Origin of the sequence: Spiribacter aquaticus (genome assembly GCF_007625215.1) — a bacterium.
GTDB classification, from domain to species: domain Bacteria; phylum Pseudomonadota; class Gammaproteobacteria; order Nitrococcales; family Nitrococcaceae; genus Spiribacter; species Spiribacter roseus.
The window spans coordinates 305,666-322,157 of the sequence record NZ_VMKP01000001.1; the positions used below are offsets into that span (position 1 = coordinate 305,666).

At 67.2% G+C, this 16,492-nt stretch carries 16 protein-coding genes; 9 read left to right on the top strand and 7 right to left on the bottom strand.

The window, feature by feature from the left end:
* The first annotated feature begins 23 nt into the window (after positions 1-23).
* Positions 24-713: an adenylate/guanylate cyclase domain-containing protein gene (locus tag FPL11_RS01515; RefSeq protein WP_144346936.1), complete on the top strand. Its 690-nt coding sequence runs from the start codon at positions 24-26 to the stop codon at positions 711-713.
* Positions 714-1,529, top strand: coding sequence for an undecaprenyl-diphosphate phosphatase (locus FPL11_RS01520; RefSeq protein WP_144346937.1), 816 nt, complete (start codon positions 714-716; stop codon positions 1,527-1,529). It begins immediately after the preceding gene.
* On the opposite strand, the gene FPL11_RS01525 is transcribed toward FPL11_RS01520, so the two are convergent.
* Positions 1,501-2,742 carry a multifunctional CCA addition/repair protein gene (locus FPL11_RS01525; RefSeq protein WP_144346938.1) on the bottom strand — a complete coding sequence of 414 codons (1,242 nt, stop codon included), beginning with the start codon at positions 2,740-2,742 and terminating at the stop codon, positions 1,501-1,503. The two genes, FPL11_RS01520 and FPL11_RS01525, sit on opposite strands and share 29 nt — an antisense overlap.
* Positions 2,739-3,704 (bottom strand): complex I NDUFA9 subunit family protein, encoded by a 966-nt coding sequence (locus FPL11_RS01530; protein ID WP_144346939.1) that lies wholly within the window; start codon positions 3,702-3,704, stop codon positions 2,739-2,741. Before FPL11_RS01530 ends, FPL11_RS01525 begins: the two co-directional genes overlap by 4 nt.
* Positions 3,705-3,793: 89 nt before the next feature.
* Here FPL11_RS01530 and FPL11_RS01535 point away from each other — a divergent pair, with 89 nt between their 5' ends.
* Entirely contained in the window at positions 3,794-4,588 is a 795-nt protein-coding gene (locus tag FPL11_RS01535) for a sulfite exporter TauE/SafE family protein (protein WP_235013499.1), read from the top strand.
* 4 nt (positions 4,589-4,592) lie between these two features.
* On the opposite strand, the gene accC is transcribed toward FPL11_RS01535, so the two are convergent.
* The 5 genes from accC to dsbD form a co-directional block, all read right to left on the bottom strand.
* Positions 4,593-5,936: an acetyl-CoA carboxylase biotin carboxylase subunit gene (gene accC / locus FPL11_RS01540; protein WP_144346940.1), complete on the bottom strand. Its 1,344-nt coding sequence runs from the start codon at positions 5,934-5,936 to the stop codon at positions 4,593-4,595.
* A 9-nt stretch (positions 5,937-5,945) separates the two neighbouring features.
* A complete protein-coding gene (accB, locus tag FPL11_RS01545) occupies positions 5,946-6,389 on the bottom strand; it encodes an acetyl-CoA carboxylase biotin carboxyl carrier protein (protein ID WP_144346941.1) in 444 nt (147 codons plus the stop codon).
* 6 nt (positions 6,390-6,395) lie between these two features.
* Positions 6,396-6,839: a type II 3-dehydroquinate dehydratase gene (gene aroQ, locus FPL11_RS01550; RefSeq protein WP_144346942.1), complete on the bottom strand. Its 444-nt coding sequence runs from the start codon at positions 6,837-6,839 to the stop codon at positions 6,396-6,398.
* 94 nt (positions 6,840-6,933) lie between these two features.
* On the bottom strand, positions 6,934-7,467 hold the full coding sequence (locus FPL11_RS01555) for a TlpA family protein disulfide reductase (RefSeq protein ID WP_144346943.1): 534 nt from the start codon (positions 7,465-7,467) through the stop codon (positions 6,934-6,936).
* On the bottom strand, positions 7,464-9,380 hold the full coding sequence (gene dsbD, locus FPL11_RS01560; RefSeq protein WP_144346944.1) for a protein-disulfide reductase DsbD: 1,917 nt from the start codon (positions 9,378-9,380) through the stop codon (positions 7,464-7,466). The genes FPL11_RS01555 and dsbD overlap by 4 nt, the downstream gene beginning before the upstream one ends.
* 174 nt (positions 9,381-9,554) lie before the next feature.
* Between dsbD and FPL11_RS01565 the strand changes: the two genes are divergently transcribed.
* From FPL11_RS01565 to FPL11_RS01590, 6 genes are all read left to right on the top strand, one after another.
* Positions 9,555-9,845: a co-chaperone GroES gene (locus FPL11_RS01565; protein WP_110882295.1), complete on the top strand. Its 291-nt coding sequence runs from the start codon at positions 9,555-9,557 to the stop codon at positions 9,843-9,845.
* 55 nt (positions 9,846-9,900) lie between these two features.
* A complete protein-coding gene (gene groL / locus FPL11_RS01570; RefSeq protein WP_144346945.1) occupies positions 9,901-11,550 on the top strand; it encodes a chaperonin GroEL in 1,650 nt (549 codons plus the stop codon).
* Positions 11,551-11,643: 93 nt separating this feature from the next.
* Positions 11,644-14,562: a bifunctional [glutamate--ammonia ligase]-adenylyl-L-tyrosine phosphorylase/[glutamate--ammonia-ligase] adenylyltransferase gene (gene glnE / locus FPL11_RS01575; RefSeq protein WP_144346946.1), complete on the top strand. Its 2,919-nt coding sequence runs from the start codon at positions 11,644-11,646 to the stop codon at positions 14,560-14,562.
* Positions 14,562-15,485: a branched-chain amino acid transaminase gene (locus tag FPL11_RS01580; RefSeq protein ID WP_110882298.1), complete on the top strand. Its 924-nt coding sequence runs from the start codon at positions 14,562-14,564 to the stop codon at positions 15,483-15,485. The genes glnE and FPL11_RS01580 overlap by 1 nt, the downstream gene beginning before the upstream one ends.
* 33 nt (positions 15,486-15,518) lie before the next feature.
* Positions 15,519-15,773, top strand: coding sequence for a zinc-finger domain-containing protein (locus FPL11_RS01585; RefSeq protein WP_144346947.1), 255 nt, complete (start codon positions 15,519-15,521; stop codon positions 15,771-15,773).
* On the top strand, positions 15,770-16,492 hold a 723-nt coding region (locus tag FPL11_RS01590; protein WP_246085257.1), incomplete at its 3' end, for a lysophospholipid acyltransferase family protein. The genes FPL11_RS01585 and FPL11_RS01590, both read left to right, overlap by 4 nt.

Consider the following 16,492-nt stretch of genomic DNA (forward strand, 5'->3'; position numbering starts at 1 on the left):
ACAATTAGATACCGGAGAACGGAATGGACTCCCCCGGCCCCTATCGATACCGACTTGTAGATCTCCCGGGCCCCCGGGGCAATGCCTGGTTCTCGTCGTATCTCTCGCGCCCGGTCCGCGAACTGCTTGATGCCGGTCCTGCCGCCCAGCGCCGCCTCCAGTCCCCCCACAGTGCCGATGTGTGTATCCTTTTCACCGATATCCGGGGGTTTACCGATCTCTCGCCGACCATCGATCTGGATGCCCTGTTTCGCACCGTTGATGCCTGTATCGGCCGCCAGATCCGATTGATTGAATACTACAACGGCTATGTCGATAACTTTACCGGCGACGGACTGATGGCGGTTTTCGACGGCAGCGGGATGGAGGAAAACGCCTGCCGCTGCGCCCTCGAGGTGGTGGCACGGGCCCTGCCGGTTCTACGCTGCCCCGAGGCGACGGTCATGCCCATCGGTGCCGGTCTGCACCGAGGGCATGTGGCCATGGGTACTCTGGGGGCGGAGACGCGGCGCACCTATACGTCGATTGGCGATACGGTCAACCGCGCGGCGCGGCTGGCGGGATTTGCGTGGGGAAGGGAGCTGATGATCAGCAATCGCATCCGAGAAGGGGTCAGCGCCGACATCGCCCGGCAGTTCGCGCCGGTGCCGGTCAGTCGGCTGCGGCGGGACATGGATCCGGTGGCGCCGGTCTATCGATCGAGGCGCGCCTGAATGGACCTTGTCCAGGCACTCTGGCTCGGCCTGATCCAGGGCCTGACCGAATTTCTGCCCATTTCCAGTTCGGCGCATCTGATTCTGGTGCCGCGACTGCTGGGCTGGCCCGACCAGGGGCTGGCGTTTGATGTGGCGGTCCATGTCGGCACGCTGCTGGCGGTGATGCTGCATTTCCGCCGACAGGTGGGACCGTTGGTGGGGGATACGCTGGTCTCGGTCTGGCGCCGCCAGCCGGTGGGGGAAAGCCGTCTGGGCTGGGCGCTGATCATCGGCACGCTGCCGCTGGTGGCCGGTGCGCTGATCCTGGCGGACGCCGCCGAGGGCGTATTCCGCGACCCGCGGGTGATCGCCGCCGCGACCATCGGCTTCGGCGTCCTGCTGTGGGTCGCCGCGCGTCGTGCCGGTCCGCGCGATGAGCACAGCATCGGTCCGGGGGCCGCACTGTTCATCGGCGCCGCCCAGGTCCTCGCGATCATTCCGGGGACGTCACGCTCCGGCATCACCATGACCGCGGGGCTGTGGCTGGGGCTGGAGGCGACGGCGGCGGCGCGCTTCTCATTCCTGCTGTCGATGCCGGCCATCGCCCTGGCGGGCGCGTGGAAGGCGCTGCAGCTGGGCGCCGCCGATGGGCCGGTGAACTGGGGGGTGTTCGGTTTTGGCGCCCTGGTTTCGGGGGTCTCGGCCTATCTGTGCATTCGGGTGTTTCTGGCGCTGGTCGCGCGGCTTGGCATGACGCCATTCGTCATCTACCGGCTGGTGCTGGGTGGGGTGCTGCTGGTGATGTTCAGCGGCGCTGGGTCTGCAGCCGGGTAATGACCTCGATGCGGGCGCTGCGGATGGCGCGGCCGATGGCCGGTCCGCTGAGTCCCGCCTCCACGAACGTCGAGGCATCCACCTCGCGGCAGCGGGCGAATGCGGTGCGCAGCCACTCGGCCTGCGGATAGGGCCGGTCCTCAAGCCCCTTGCGGCCGCGGTAGTCCGCCTCGCAGGCGAGCAGGAACGGATCCAGCCGCTCGGGCCGTCGGAACAGGTCCAACCCCTCCATCAGCGCCAGCACGTCATCGGCCGCCAGCGCCTGTACGCGGTGGCAGTCCAGATGATGGCGGGTGACGCCCAGGGCGAGATCACGGCACGCCGACGGCACCCGGAGTCGTTCGCAGAGTGTCTTGACAAGGGGGACGCCGCGCGCCTCGTGACCACGGTGCCCGGGCAGCTGTTCGGCCGGGGTCACGCCCTTACCCAGATCGTGGACCAGCGCCGAGAAGCGCGTGGCCAGGTCGGCATCCAGCCGCACCGCCTGGGCCAGCACCCGCAGGATATGGTCGCCGGTGTCGATTTCCGGGTGATGCCGGGCCGGTTGGGGGATGCCGAACAGGCAGTCCACCTCGGGCATCAGCACCGCCAGCGCCCCGCAGTCGCGCAGACAGCGAACGTACTCATCCGGCGCCGGGGCCATCAGCGCTTTGGCGGTTTCCTGCCAGACCCGCTCGGGGACCAGCGCCTCGACTTCGCCATTGGCGACCATCCCGCGGCACAGGCTCAGCGTTTCGTCGGCCACCTCGAAACCCAGTGGCGCCAGGCGGGCGGCAAACCGGGCCAGCCGCAGGATCCGCACCGGGTCCTCGCGAAACGCCGGCGAGACATGCCGCAGCCGCCGGGCCTTGAGGTCATCGTAGCCATGGAAGGGATCGATCAGGCTGCCGTCCGGCGCCCGGGCCATGGCGTTGATGGTCAGGTCGCGGCGCCCCAGATCCGCGGCCAGACTGACGTCGGGATCGGCATGAAAGGTGAACCCGTGATAGCCGGGGCCGGTCTTGCGCTCGGTGCGCGCCAGGGCGTATTCCTCGTGGGTGTGCGGGTGCAGGAACACCGGAAACTCGCGGCCCACCGGCTCGAAGCCGCGTTCGGTCATGGCCTCGGGGCTGGCCCCGACCACCACCCAGTCATGTTCGTGCACCGGCAGGCCGAGCAGGCGGTCGCGAACGGCCCCGCCCACTTCGTAGACTTCGAGGCCGGCCGTGGTCACTCGGAGTGACGCCCCGCATCGCGGCGCCACTCGTCGTAGCGGTCCCGGGATTTCTGACCGCCCAGATAGCCCGGCGCCACCGCCTCGAGGGCGGTCGGATGGATGCCCAGATCGGGCAGGGCGTTGTGACTGCAGACGTTGTCCACCTGGGCGGACAGGTAGTTGTCGTAGGTGTAGGGCTGGCCGGGCACCCGCTGCATGATCCGGCCCTGCAGCCGTGACAGCCCGTCGGGCAGCCCGACGATGGCGCGCCGGACGCCCAGCAGCTCGGCCACATAACGGACCAGCGTTTTCAGCGAGTACACCGTCGGGCCGCCCAGCTCGTAGGTCCTGCCAAAGGTCCGGCGGTCGCTGAGGGCGGTCTCGAAGGCCGCCGCCACATCATCAACGTAGACCGGCTGGAATTTGGCCTCGGGCGTGGGCAGCGGCATCACCGGCGCCATCCTGAGCAGACCGGCGAAGGTGTTGAGAAAGCTGTCGGCGGGGCCGAAGACCACCGAGGGCTTGAACACCGTCACCGCCAGATCATCGCCATTGGCGGCCAGCGCCAGGCGCTCGCCCTCGCCCTTGGTCTGCTGATAGCGGCTGGGCCCGTCGATGTCGGCGCCCAGCGCGCTCATGTGCAGCAGGCGCTTGACGCCGGCCGTTTGGCAGGCCTCGAGCAGCTTTTCGACCAGCCGGACGTGCACGGTCTCGAAGTCGCGACCGGGCTTTTTCGACTCGTTGAGGATCGCCACCAGGTTGATGACAGCATCCACCCCCTCGAGCTGTGCGGCGAGCTGCTGCGCGTCGTGGATATCGGTCTCCACCAGCTCGAGATTGGGGATGGGCAGCAGGTGGCGATTGCGCTCGCGGCGGCGCGTCAGCACCTTGATGTGAATGGGGGTGTTGGCGAGGCGGTTGGCGATCTGGCGACCGACGAATCCGGTGCCGCCGAGGATGCAGACAGTCTGGATGCGCATGATTGCCGCGCTCTCCCTGATTGGCTTGTCGATGCACCCATTGTAGAGCAAATGACATACTGTCGGTTTGCACGCGCTGGAATGAGGTCATGGTGCTGTCGCTGCTCATCTACGTCGCCGCTGGTGCGGTGGTCGGGTTTGTCTCGGGCCTGTTCGGCATCGGCGGCGGCGTGATTGTGGTGCCCATGCTCCTGCCGATCTTCCAGGCCCAGGGGCTGAGCATGGATGTGGCCATGCACATGGCGGTGGGCAGTTCGCTGGCGACCATCGTCATCACCGGCCTGTCCTCGGCCCGCGCCCACTGGCGGCTGGGCAACCTGGTGGTCTCGGCGCTGCCGTGGCTGGTGGCGGGCCTGGTCACCGGGGCATTGATCGGCGCCCAGCTGGCGGCGGCCCTGTCCGGCGATATCCTGCGGATCATCTTTGCGCTGTTCGTGCTCGCCCTGGCGGCGCGCATGGCGTTTGCGCTGGAACCCCCGCCGGGCCGGATCATGCCACGGCCGGCCGCGGTGGCGGCGGTGGGGGGCGTGATCGGCACCCTGTCGAGCCTGGTGGGGATCGGCGGTGGGACGCTGGTGGTGCCGTTTCTGGTCTGGTCGGGGGTGGCCATGCGTCAGGCGGTGGGCACATCGGCGGCGGCGGGGGTGAGCATCGCGCTGGCCGGCAGCATCGGCTTCATTGTCGCCGGCACCGGCGAGGATCGCCTGCCGGCGCTGAGCACCGGTTACATCTACTGGCCGGCGGTGGGCGGGATCACCGTGGCCAGCGTGTTCCTCGCCCCCGTGGGCGCGCGTGTCGCGAGCCGCATCCCGGCGGTCTGGCTGCGGCGGATCTTTGCCGGCTTTCTGGTGGTCGTCGGGCTGCGGCTGCTGCTGTCGGGCTGAGCCCTTACGACAGTCCGAGCTTATGCTCGAGGTAGTGGATGTTGGTGCCTCCTTCCTCGAAGCCGCGATCGGTGAGCAGGTCCTCGTGCAGTGCGGTGTTGTCGGTGATGCCCTCGATCACCAGCTCGCTCAGCGCCGTGCGCATGCGGGCGATGGCGCTCGGTCGATCGGCCCCCCAGGTGATGACCTTGCCGATCATGGAGTCGTAGTGGGGGGGCACGTGATAGCCACTGTAGACATGCGAGTCCACCCGCACGCCGGGGCCGCCGGGGGCGTGGTAGACGGTGATCTGACCCGGTGAGGGGACGAACCGCACCGGGTCCTCGGCATTGATCCGGCACTCGATGGCGTGGCCGCGGAACTCGATGTCGGACTGGGCGAAGGACAGCGGCGCGCCTCCGGCGATCAGGATCTGCTCGGCCACCAGGTCGCGGCCGGTCACCATTTCCGTCACGGGGTGCTCGACCTGGATGCGGGTGTTCATCTCGATGAAGTAGAACTCGCCGTCCTGGTAGAGGAACTCGAACGTCCCCGCGCCGCGATAGCCCAGACGCTCGCAGGCGCGGGCGCAGCGCTCGCCAATGGCGGCCCGCTCCTCGTCACTGATGCCCGGCGCGGGGCTTTCCTCGATGACCTTCTGATGGCGGCGCTGCATCGAGCAGTCGCGCTCGCCCAGGTGCACCGCATGACCGGACTCATCCGCCATGACCTGGATTTCGACATGGCGGGGATTGTCCAGGTACTTCTCCATGTACACCGTGCTGCTGCCAAAGGCGTTGCTGGCCTCGGTGCGGGTCATGGCGATGGCATGCAGCAGCCCGCCTTCACTGTGGACCACGCGCATGCCCCGACCGCCACCGCCGGCCGCGGCCTTGATGATCACCGGAAAGCCGATGTCGTGGGCCAGGCGCAGGTTCTCGGCGTCGTCGTCGCCCAGTTCGCCATCCGAGCCGGGCACGCAGGGCACGCCGGCGGCCTTCATGGATTCAATGGCCGAAACCTTGTCGCCCATCAGGCGGATGGTCTCGGGGCGCGGGCCGATGAACCGGAATCCGGACTGCTCGACACGCTCGGCAAAGTCGGCGTTCTCCGACAGAAAGCCGTAGCCGGGGTGGATGGCCACTGCGTCGGTGAGCTCCGCGGCGCTGATGATGGCGGGGATGTTCAGGTAGCTCTCCGCCGAGCTGGCCGCGCCGATGCACACCGACTCGTCGGCCAGCCGCACATGCTTGAGATCGCGATCGGCGGTGGAGTGGACCGCGACGGTGCCAATGCCCAGCGCCCGGCAGGCGCGCAGGATGCGCAGGGCGATTTCCCCGCGGTTGGCGATGAGAACCTTGTCGATCATGCCGCGCTCCTATTCGATGATGAACAGCGGCTGGTCAAACTCCACCGGCTGCCCATTCTCGACCAGAATGCTCCGGACAACGCCGGCGCGGTCGGATTCGATCTGATTGAGCATCTTCATGGCCTCGATGATGCAGAGCGTGTCGCCGGCGCCCACCGCCTGGCCTTCCTCGACAAACGCGCTGGCGTCGGGGGAGGAGGCCCGGTAGAAGGTGCCCACCATCGGCGAGCGCACGGTATGCCCGCTGGGTTCGGGGGCGGCGGGCTCGGCCGCGGCCGGTTCCGGCGCGGTGGGTGCCGCCGGTGCGGGCGGTGGGGCCGCGGCCGCCGGCGCCGCCACCTGGGTGACACCACGGTTGATGCGCACGCTTTCCTCGCCCTCGTGGATCTCGATCTCGTTGACGCCGGACTCGTCCAGCAGCTCGATCAGGCGTTTAATCTTGCGAATGTCCATGGTGGGTCAGTTCCGTTCGATGGTTTCAAGCAGGGCGGTGAGGGCGAGCTCATAACCCATGGGGCCCAGCCCGGCGATCACGCCGGTGGCGATGTCCGACAGATACGAGTGCTGGCGGAACGCCTCACGGGCGTGGATGTTGGACAGGTGCACCTCGATGAAAGGCAGTCCCACCGCCAGCAGCGCATCGCGCAGCGCCACGCTGGTATGCGTGAAGGCGGCCGGGTTGATGATGATGCCGTCGACGCCGTGGGCTGGGGCCTGTTGGATCGCGTCGACAAGGTCATGCTCGGCATTGCTCTGGCGGCACTCGAGGGTGACCCCCGCGGCGTGGGCGACGGCCTCCAGCCGGGTGTTGATGGCCTCGAGGCTGGATGAGCCATAAAGCCCCGGTTCACGCACCCCCAGCATGTTCAGGTTGGGGCCGTGGAGCACCAGTAACCGCGTCATGACCGAGACTCACCATTGATCATAGACCGCAATTTTCGCCCAGCCGCCGTTTTTTGTCCATCGTCGGCGCCGATGGCGTCGGGATCGGCGCAGATCACCCCTGTGTGTCCGTGAGATCGTTCAGGACCGGGCGCAGATCCGGCTCGTGAATCTGGCCGCTGAAGCGCTCGACGATGGTGCCGTCACGATCGATGACCACGGTGTAGGGCAGCGTGCCGCGCGGGTTGCCGTAGTCGGCCGCCACGTCGATCGCCGACTCCATGCCGTAGAAGCTGGGATAGCCCATTTCGACGTTGGCAAGAAACCCGCGGATGGCTTCGGGGTCGTCGATGGCCACGCCCAGAAACTGCACGCCCCGGGCCGAGAAGGCCTGGTCGAGGCGCGAGAACAGGGGGATTTCCTCGCGGCAGGGCGCGCACCAGGTCGCCCAGAAGTTGAGGACGATCACCTCGCCGTCCCATTCCTCGATGCTACGCGGTCCGTCGTCGAGCATTTCCAGGCTGAAGGCCGGGCGGGTGGTCTCGGACTCGCCCGAGCCCTGTAGCCACAGCACCGCCAGAATACCGCCGCCGGCGCCGATCAGTGCCGCCATCAGCACCGTCAATGCCGTGCGCACGCCGGCGCTCATCCGCTCAGCCCGGCAAGACCGCTGCGCGCCCGCTCGATGAACGGTTGCGGGCGCAGAAAGCCCACCACCCGTGCGTCGCGGCGTTCATTGCCCTGGGGGCCGTAGAAGATGATCGCCGGCGGCAGATAGACATCCAGCCGGTCCATCAGCCGGCGATGGCGCGGCGCCATGTCGGTGACATCGGCGCGCAGCCGTACGGCGTCGGCCACCGCGTCCTGGACCGCGGGGTCGGTGAATGTGCGCTCCTCGAGCTGGACGCAGTAGACGCACCAGTCGGCGTAGATGTCGATCATGACCGGTCGGTCGGCGGCGCGCGCCTCCGCCAGCGCCGATTCCAGATCATCGATGCTGTCGATGTCGCGGAACGTCATGGCCTGCGACTGTTCGCTGGCGCCGCCGGACAGGGCAAGGCCCGCCAGTGGACGCATGACATTGTCGCCGCCCGCGGCGGCACCGATCAGGCTGACCGTCCCCCAGATCAATGCCGCCAGTCCCAGCGTGCGGGCCGCGCGCTGGCGGTTACCGGCGGTGCCATCGCTGCGTTCGAGTCCGCCCAGCCAGACACCGCAGCCAATCAGCAGTAGCCCCCACAGCGCCAGGGTGAGGGTGCCGGGCAGAAAGCGCTCGAGTGTCCATAGCGCCACGGCCAGGAAGCCCACCCCAAAGATCGCGCGGACGACGTTCATCCACGGCCCGCTCCTGGGCAGCCAGCGGCCGGCCGCCGTGCCGATCAGCAGCAGCGGCAGTCCCATGCCGTTGGCCAGGGTGAACAGGGCCAGCCCACCCAGCCAGGCGTCGCCGGTGCTGCCGATGAACACCAGCGCCGCGATCAGCGCCGGGCCGGAGCAGGCGCCGACGATCAGGGTCGAGAGCACGCCCATGAGCGCGACGCCCAGAACGGTGCCGCCACGCTGGCGATTGGACAGCGCCGTCAGGCGGGTCTGCAGGGCCGTGGGCAGGCGCAGCTCGAAGGCCCCGAACATGCCCAGCGCCAGCACGACAAACACGGCGGCAAAACTGCCCAGCACCCAGGGCGACTGCAGGTCGGCCTGGACCGCGGCGCCGGTCATGCCGGCGGCCACTCCGGCCAGGGCGTAGGTGATCGCGGTGGACTCGACATACACCAGGGACAGTGTCAGCGCGCGCAGACTGCCGCTGCGATGGGGGTCGCCGGCGATCAGTCCCGAGAGGATCGGGATCATCGGGTACAGGCAGGCGGTAAAGGCGAGCAGCAGCCCGGCGGCGAAAAAGCCGGCAAGGATGGCGGGCAGGCTGGCGGTGTTGAGCAGCCCCTCGAGTCGGCCCGCCTCACCGCCGCCGGCACCGGCCGGCGCCTCGCGGGGGCTGGCCGTGGGTGTCTCGCCCGATGCGGTGCTCGATGACCCGGCTTCCAGGCGCACGGCCTGGGGATTGATGGTGTAGTCCAGCGCCGCATCGCCGACCTGACCGGTTGCGCGATAGGGCGGATAGCAGACGCCGGCGTCGGAACAGCCCTGGAAGGTGATCGCGATGGATGTGCCGGCACTGACCGGCGCGTCACCGGTCAGCGGGATTTCCACGGGCTGGCGGTAGATCGGCTGACGGCCGAAGAACTCGTCCTCGTGGATCGGTCCGTCGGGAAAGGCCAGCGCCAGGGACTCGCCGTTGTCGCCATCGGCGTCGAGGTGCGTCGCGCTGACGCTGTCGCGGTACAGGTAATAGCCATCGGCGATGTCGATGCGGATCGATGCCGGGCCGTCCCCGTCGGCCTGCACATCGATCGCGAACGCCTCCTGCACCGGCAGGGTCGACCCGGATGATCCGTCATCGCCAAACAGATCGCCAAGGCTCGACTGGGCCGCGGCGGGCATCACCGCCGCGAGCAGCCAAAGGCCCATGGCCAGGGCGAGTTGTCGGGTCCGGGTATTACTCATGCAGATCCTGTGCGGGCCGATCGGCGGTATGCCTTGAATCTTAGCACCGCTGCCTCCAAATCTCCGATGGATCTTGACGAGCCGAGTTTCGTCACTATCATTAGCACTCAGCGATTGGGAGTGCTAACAAGGCAGTCCCGGTTCAACAACAACCAACCGCAGGGAGATCAATCAATGAATCTTCGCCCGCTACACGATCGCGTGGTCGTCAAACGTCTGGAAGAAGAGCGCACAACCCCCGGGGGGATCGTCATTCCCGATACCGCCGCTGAAAAGCCGATCCGCGGCGAAGTGGTCGCCGTCGGCAGCGGCAAGCGCCTCGACAATGGCGATGTCCGCCCGCTCGACATCAAGGTCGGCGACAAGGTGCTGTTCGGCAAGTTCTCCGGGACCGAGGTCAAGGTCGGTGAGGAAGACGTGCTCGTCATGCGCGAGGACGACGTCATGGCGGTGATCGAGGGCTGAACGCCCCTCACCGACGCCGGATCCGTCAGTAACAGAATCAAGAGGAAACAGAAGAATGGCAGCTAAAGACGTACGTTTTGGTGATGATGCCCGCCATCGCATGGTCGCGGGCGTGAACACGCTGGCCAGCGCGGTCAAGGCAACCCTGGGGCCGCGCGGCCGTAACGTGGTGCTGGACAAGTCCTTCGGCGCCCCGACGGTGACCAAGGACGGTGTGTCCGTCGCCAAGGAGATCGAGCTTCAGGACAAGTTCGAGAACATGGGTGCCCAGATGGTCAAGGAAGTCTCCTCGCAGACCTCCGACGCCGCCGGTGACGGCACCACCACCGCCACCGTGCTGGCTCAGGGCATCGTCCGCGAGGGCATGAAGGCCGTCGCCGCGGGCATGAACCCGATGGACCTCAAGCGCGGCATCGACAAGGGCGTCGAGGCGGCGGTCAAGGAGCTTCACAACCTGTCGAAGCCCTGCGAGACCGACACCGCCATCGCCCAGGTCGGCGCCATCTCGGCCAACTCCGATCAGGAAGTCGGCGAGATCATTGCCGACGCCATGAAGAAGGTCGGCAAGGAAGGCGTCATCACCGTCGAAGAGGGCAGCGGCCTCGACAACGAGCTGGATGTCGTCGAAGGCATGCAGTTCGACCGCGGTTATCTCAGCCCCTACTTCATCAACAACCAGCAGAGCATGGCCGCCGAGCTCGAGGATCCCTACATCCTCATCTGCGACAAGAAGATCTCGAACATCCGTGATCTGCTGCCGTTGCTCGAGAGTGTGGCCAAGTCGAGCCGTCCGCTGCTGATCATCGCCGAGGACATCGAGGGCGAAGCGCTGGCCACGCTGGTGGTCAACAGCATGCGCGGCATCGTCAAGGTGGCTGCGGTCAAGGCCCCGGGCTTCGGTGACCGGCGCAAGGCCATGCTCCAGGACATCGCGGTCCTCACCGGCGGCACGGTGATCTCGGAAGAGGTCGGCCTGACCCTCGAGAAGGCCACCCTGGAAGACCTGGGCACCGCCAAGAAGATCAACGTCTCCAAGGAAGAGACTACCGTGGTCAACGGCGGCGGCCGTGCCGACGAGATCAAGTCCCGCGTCGACCAGATCCGCGCGCAGATCGAGGACTCCACCAGCGACTACGATCGCGAGAAGCTGCAGGAGCGGGTCGCCAAGCTCGCCGGCGGCGTCGCCGTGATCAAGGTCGGTGCCGGTTCCGAGATCGAGATGAAAGAGAAGAAGGCCCGCGTCGAAGACGCCCTGCACGCGACCCGTGCGGCCGTCGAAGAGGGCATCGTGCCCGGCGGTGGTGTGGCGCTTCTGCGCGTGCTCAAGGGCCTCGAGGGCCTGACCGGCGACAACCACGACCAGGACGTGGGTGTGGGCATCGTCCGCCGCGCCCTGCAGGAGCCGCTGCGCCAGATTGTTTACAACTGCGGCGAGGACTCCTCGGTGGTCGTGAACAACGTCCAGTCCGGTGAGGGCAACTACGGCTACAACGCCCAGACCGAGGTCTACGGTGACATGGTCGAGATGGGCATCCTCGACCCGACCAAGGTCACCCGCACGGCGCTGCAGAACGCCGCTTCGGTGTCCGGTCTCATGATCACCACCGAGGCCATGATCGCCGACCATCCTGAGGAAAAGGATGACGGCGGTGGCGCCGGCATGGACGGCATGGGTGGCATGGGCGGAATGGGCGGCATGATGTAATCAGCCCCCGACGGCCCACCGGCCTGCTCCGCGGGCCGGATTGCCAGCAAAGCCCCGCTTCGGCGGGGCTTTTTTGTGGGTTAAAGTAAGTGCATGTATACCGATACGCTGCCAACCGCGCTGAGTGCGGCGCTGGACACCCTGCCCGAGCCGCTGGTCGCGCCGGTTTCCACGGCGCTGGAAAGGCTCCCGGCGGAGGCCGTCCTTCCCGCCGACGATCGGATCCTTGCCGAACTGCCGCGCATCTGGGCGATGAGCGACTTTGCCGCCCGGGTCTGTGTGCGTGACATCGGTGTGCTGGTCGACCTGTGCGACAGCGGCGATCTGCAACAGGCCTATCCGCCCGGTGGGTTCCGGGACCGCCTGCAGGCCCGGCTGGCGGTGGTGGATGATGAGGCCGCCTTCCATCAAGCGCTGCGACGCTTTCGCGAACGCGAAATGCTGCGCATCGCCTGGCGGGATCTGGCCGGGCGCTGTGAGCTGGACGAAGTGCTCGCGGACCTCTCTGAGCTGGCCGACGTTATCATCGACGAAGCGCTGGCGTGGCTCTACCCGCGGCTGTGCGCGCAGATCGGCACGCCCCGGGACAGCGCCGGCAATGCCCAGCAGATGATCGTGCTGGGCATGGGCAAACTGGGCGGGCGCGAGCTCAATTTCTCATCCGATATCGATCTGATCTTCGCCTTTCCCGAGCCGGGCTTTACCGATGCCGCCAACCCACGGGCTAACGAGCAGTTCTTCCTGCGCCTCGGCCGCTCGCTGATTGCCGCCCTGGATCAGCAGACGCCGGATGGCCAGTGCTTTCGCGTGGACATGCGCCTGCGCCCCTACGGCGACAGCGGCCCGCTGGCGATGAGCGTGCCGGCCATGGAGCTCTACTTCCTCGAGCAGGGGCGGGAATGGGAGCGCTACGCGTTGATCAAGGCGCGGGTCGTCGCGGGGGATCAAACATCGGGACAGGCACTTCTCGAGATGCTCTCGCCATTCGTCTACCGGCGTTATCTGGACTATGGCGCGCTCGAGTCGCTGCGCTCGATGAAAGCCATGATCACCCGCGAGGTCCGGCGCCGGCGGCTGTCGGACAACGTCAAACTCGGCCGCGGCGGCATCCGCGAGGTGGAATTCATCGCCCAGGCGTTCCAGCTGATCCGGGGCGGGCAGGAGCCCTCGCTGCGCCAGCGCAGCCTGCAACCCGTGCTGGCCTATCTGTGCGAGCAGGCGCTCATCCCCGAGCATGCCCAGCAGGATCTGACCGATGCCTATCGCTATCTGCGGCGCATCGAAAACCGCATCCAGGCCCTGCATGACCGCCAGGCACACGATCTGCCCACCGATGACGTCGACCGCGCGCGGCTGGTGCTGGCCATGGGCGCGGCTGACTGGAGCGGACTGCGGCGCGAGCTCGATGGCTGGCGACAGCGGGTTCAGGGCCATTTCGATCAGGTCTTCGTGGCGCCGCAGCAGGAGGACGAAGCCGAAGTCACCGAAGCCCCCGATTTTGCCGATATCTGGCATGATGCGGTGGATGCCGACGTCGCGCGCGAGATTCTGGCGGCGGCCGGATACAGCGATCCCGCCAGTGCATTGACCCTGCTCGAGCGTTTCCGTGACGGCGCCCGCGTCCGCGCCCTGTCCGAGCAGGGGCGGAAACGCCTCGACCGGCTGATGCCCATGTTGCTGGCGGCGATCCAGGGCGCGGACTCGCCCGACGCCTCGCTCAACCGCTTGTTGACCCTGCTCGATGGCATCGTCCGGCGCACCGCCTATCTGGCGCTGCTCAACGAGCATCCCATGGCGATCTCGCAGCTGGTGCGGCTGGTGGGCAGCAGCCCGTGGATCGCCCGGTATCTGTCCGCCCATCCCATGCTGCTGGACGAGCTGCTCGACCCGCGCAGCCTGTACGCCCCGCTGAGCCGGGATGCCCTGGCGGCCGAGGCGGATAACCGCATGGCGAGCGCCGATGTGGATGATCTCGAGCAGCAGATGGAGATCCTGCGGCAGTTCAAGCAGACACAGGTGCTGCGGGTGGCGGCCGCCGACCTTGCCGGCGCCATCCCGGTGATGCTGGTCAGCGACTACCTCACCGACATCGCCGAGGTGATCCTCAAGCGCGTGCTGCATCTGGCCTGGCGGCAGGTGAGCCAGCGCTATGGCGAGCCCCTGCGCGAGGACGGCGAAGTCGCCGATTTCGGGGTCATCGCCTACGGCAAGCTGGGTTCGCTGGAGCTGGGGTACGGCTCGGATCTGGATGTCGTGTTCCTGCATGACCCTGTGCCCGCGGGATCAGCGACCACTGGCGACAAACCGGTGGAGCCGGCGGTGTTCTTCTCGCGCCTGGCTCAGCGCTTCATCCACATCCTCAATACGCTGACACCCGGCGGCATCCTCTACGAGGTCGACACCCGTCTGCGCCCCAGCGGCCAGTCGGGGCTGCTGACCACCAGCTTTGACGCCTTCGTCGAATACCAGCGTGGACGCGCCTGGACCTGGGAGCATCAGGCCCTGGTGCGGGCGCGCATGGTGGCCGGTGGCGAATCCCTGCGTCAGCGCTTCAGCCAGCTGCGCCGCGAGGTACTCACGCGCCCGCGTCGCCGGGACGAACTGCGTGAGGAGGTCCGCCGCATGCGCGAGCGAATGCGCCGCGAACTGGGCTCGGGACGCCGCGATGCGTTTGATATCAAGCAGGATCGCGGCGGTATCGCGGATATTGAATTCATGGTTCAATACGGCACATTGGCCGGGGTACAGCAATACGCCGGCGTGTTGCGCTATACCGATAATATCCGCCTGCTCGACGAGCTTGAACGGGCGGGCGAATTGACTACCGAACAGGCCCGCATTCTGGCCGACGCCTACCGTCACTATCGTGGCCTTGTGCATCGATTGACCCTTCAGGAGCAATCGGCGCGCGTTGCCGCGGAGACGGTGGAAGAATCGCGCACGGCGGTGATCGGCGTGTGGAATGCACTGATGGAATCGGGATCAGGGACAAACGCTGAGGAGAGCGGCTGATGAGCATGGCCGAACAGGACGGCTGGATCTGGATGGACGGCGAGATGGTGCCCTGGCGTGACGCCCAGGTGCATGTCCTCACGCATACGCTGCACTACGGCATGGGCGTATTCGAAGGCATCCGCGCCTACAACACCCAGCAGGGCCCGGCGATTTTCCGGCTGCCCGAGCATATCCGCCGGCTGTTCGACTCGGCGAAGATCCTTGGCATGACCCTGCCCTGGGATCCCGAGACCGTCCGCCAGGCCTGCGTCAGTGCCGTGCGCGAGAACGGGCTCGAGAGTGGCTATATCCGGCCCATGGCCTTTCTGGGGGCCGAGAGCATGGGGCTGCGGGCTGATAACCTGCAGACCCATCTGATCGTGGCGGCCTGGAGCTGGGGCTCTTATATGGGTGAGGAGAACATGGAGCGTGGCATCCGCGTGCGCACCTCCTCGTTCACCCGCCATCACGTCAACATCGCCATGTGCCGGGCCAAGGCCAATGGTCAGTACATCAACTCCATGATGGCCCTGCAGGAAGCCGTCGCCTGCGGCTACGACGAGGCCATGCTGCTCGACCCCGAAGGGTTCGTCGCCGAGGGCTCAGGCGAGAACCTGTTCATGGTGCGCGACGGCGTGATCCACACCCCCGAGCTGCACTCGGCGTTGGCCGGCGTCACCCGCGATGCGATCATGACCATCGCCAAGGAAGCGGGCTACGAAGTGCGCGAGCGTCGCATCACCCGCGACGAGGTCTATGTCTGCGACGAAGCGTTTTTCACCGGCACCGCTGCCGAAGTGACGCCGATCCGCGAGCTCGACAACCGCATCATTGGCGAAGGCCGGCGCGGGCCGATCACCACCGACGTCCAGAGCCGCTTTTTCGCCGCCGTCGAGGGACGCTCGGAGGCGCACAACGACTGGCTGACCCGCGTCGTCTGAACACCGGCGCGGAACTGAACCGAGGAGGCTGAGGTGCCCGATCCACAGACCCATGACCGCAACGACCTCATCGAGCCGAATAGCGAAAACCGCTACGAGGTAACGGTGGACGACCTCCCGCTGTCCTGCCCGATGCCCGGCATGTACCTGTGGAACAGCCACCCGCGGGTGTATCTGCCGATCCACAAGACCGGCCATGCCAAGTGTCACTACTGCGGTGCGGAATACTTCATCCGCGACTTCGACCCGGATGACCCGGCATTGGCCGAGCATCATCGCCGGGAGTGACTGACTCGCCCCCGTCCCCCGTGACGAACGCCCGCTTGCGGGGTCGGGCCAGGGTGGTGGATGCCGCCCTGCGCGCCCTGTCCCATCTATCCCTGCCCGCCCTGCACCGCCTCGGCAACGCCGCGGCCTGGCTGACCGAGCGCCTCGGCCGTGAAGAATGGCATGTCGCGCGGGTCAACGCCGATCTCTGTTTCCCCGACTGGTCCGAGGAAGCGCGCCGGCAGCTGGCGCGCTCGGCGCTGCGCGAGAATGCGCGGGGACTCGTGGAGCTGGCCGCCGCATGGCAATGGCCCGTTCGCCGGGTGCTGGGGCTGATCGAGTCGGTGGAGGGTGCCGAGGTCGTTGACGAAGCCCTTGCCGAGGGGCGGGGACTGCTCGTGATCGCCCCCCACCATGGCGCCTGGGAGGTGCTGCAGATGTGGCTTGCCCAGCGCGTGCGCCTGAACGCGCTGTACCGTCCGCCGCGCTGGAAAGAACTCGAGGCCCTGCTCAACCGTGGCCGCTCGCGCAGTGGCGCGGTGTTCTGGCCGGCCCGTCCCTCGGGTATCCGGGCATTGTTCAAGGCCCTGAAAGCGGGGGAGGCCGTGGGCGTGCTGCCGGATCAGTCGCCGCCGGGCGAAGGGGTGTTTGCGCCGTTTTTTGGCCGCCCGGCCAAGACCATGACATTGTTCGGCAAGCTCGCCGAGCGCACGAATGCGCCGGTGGTGATTGGCTGGGCG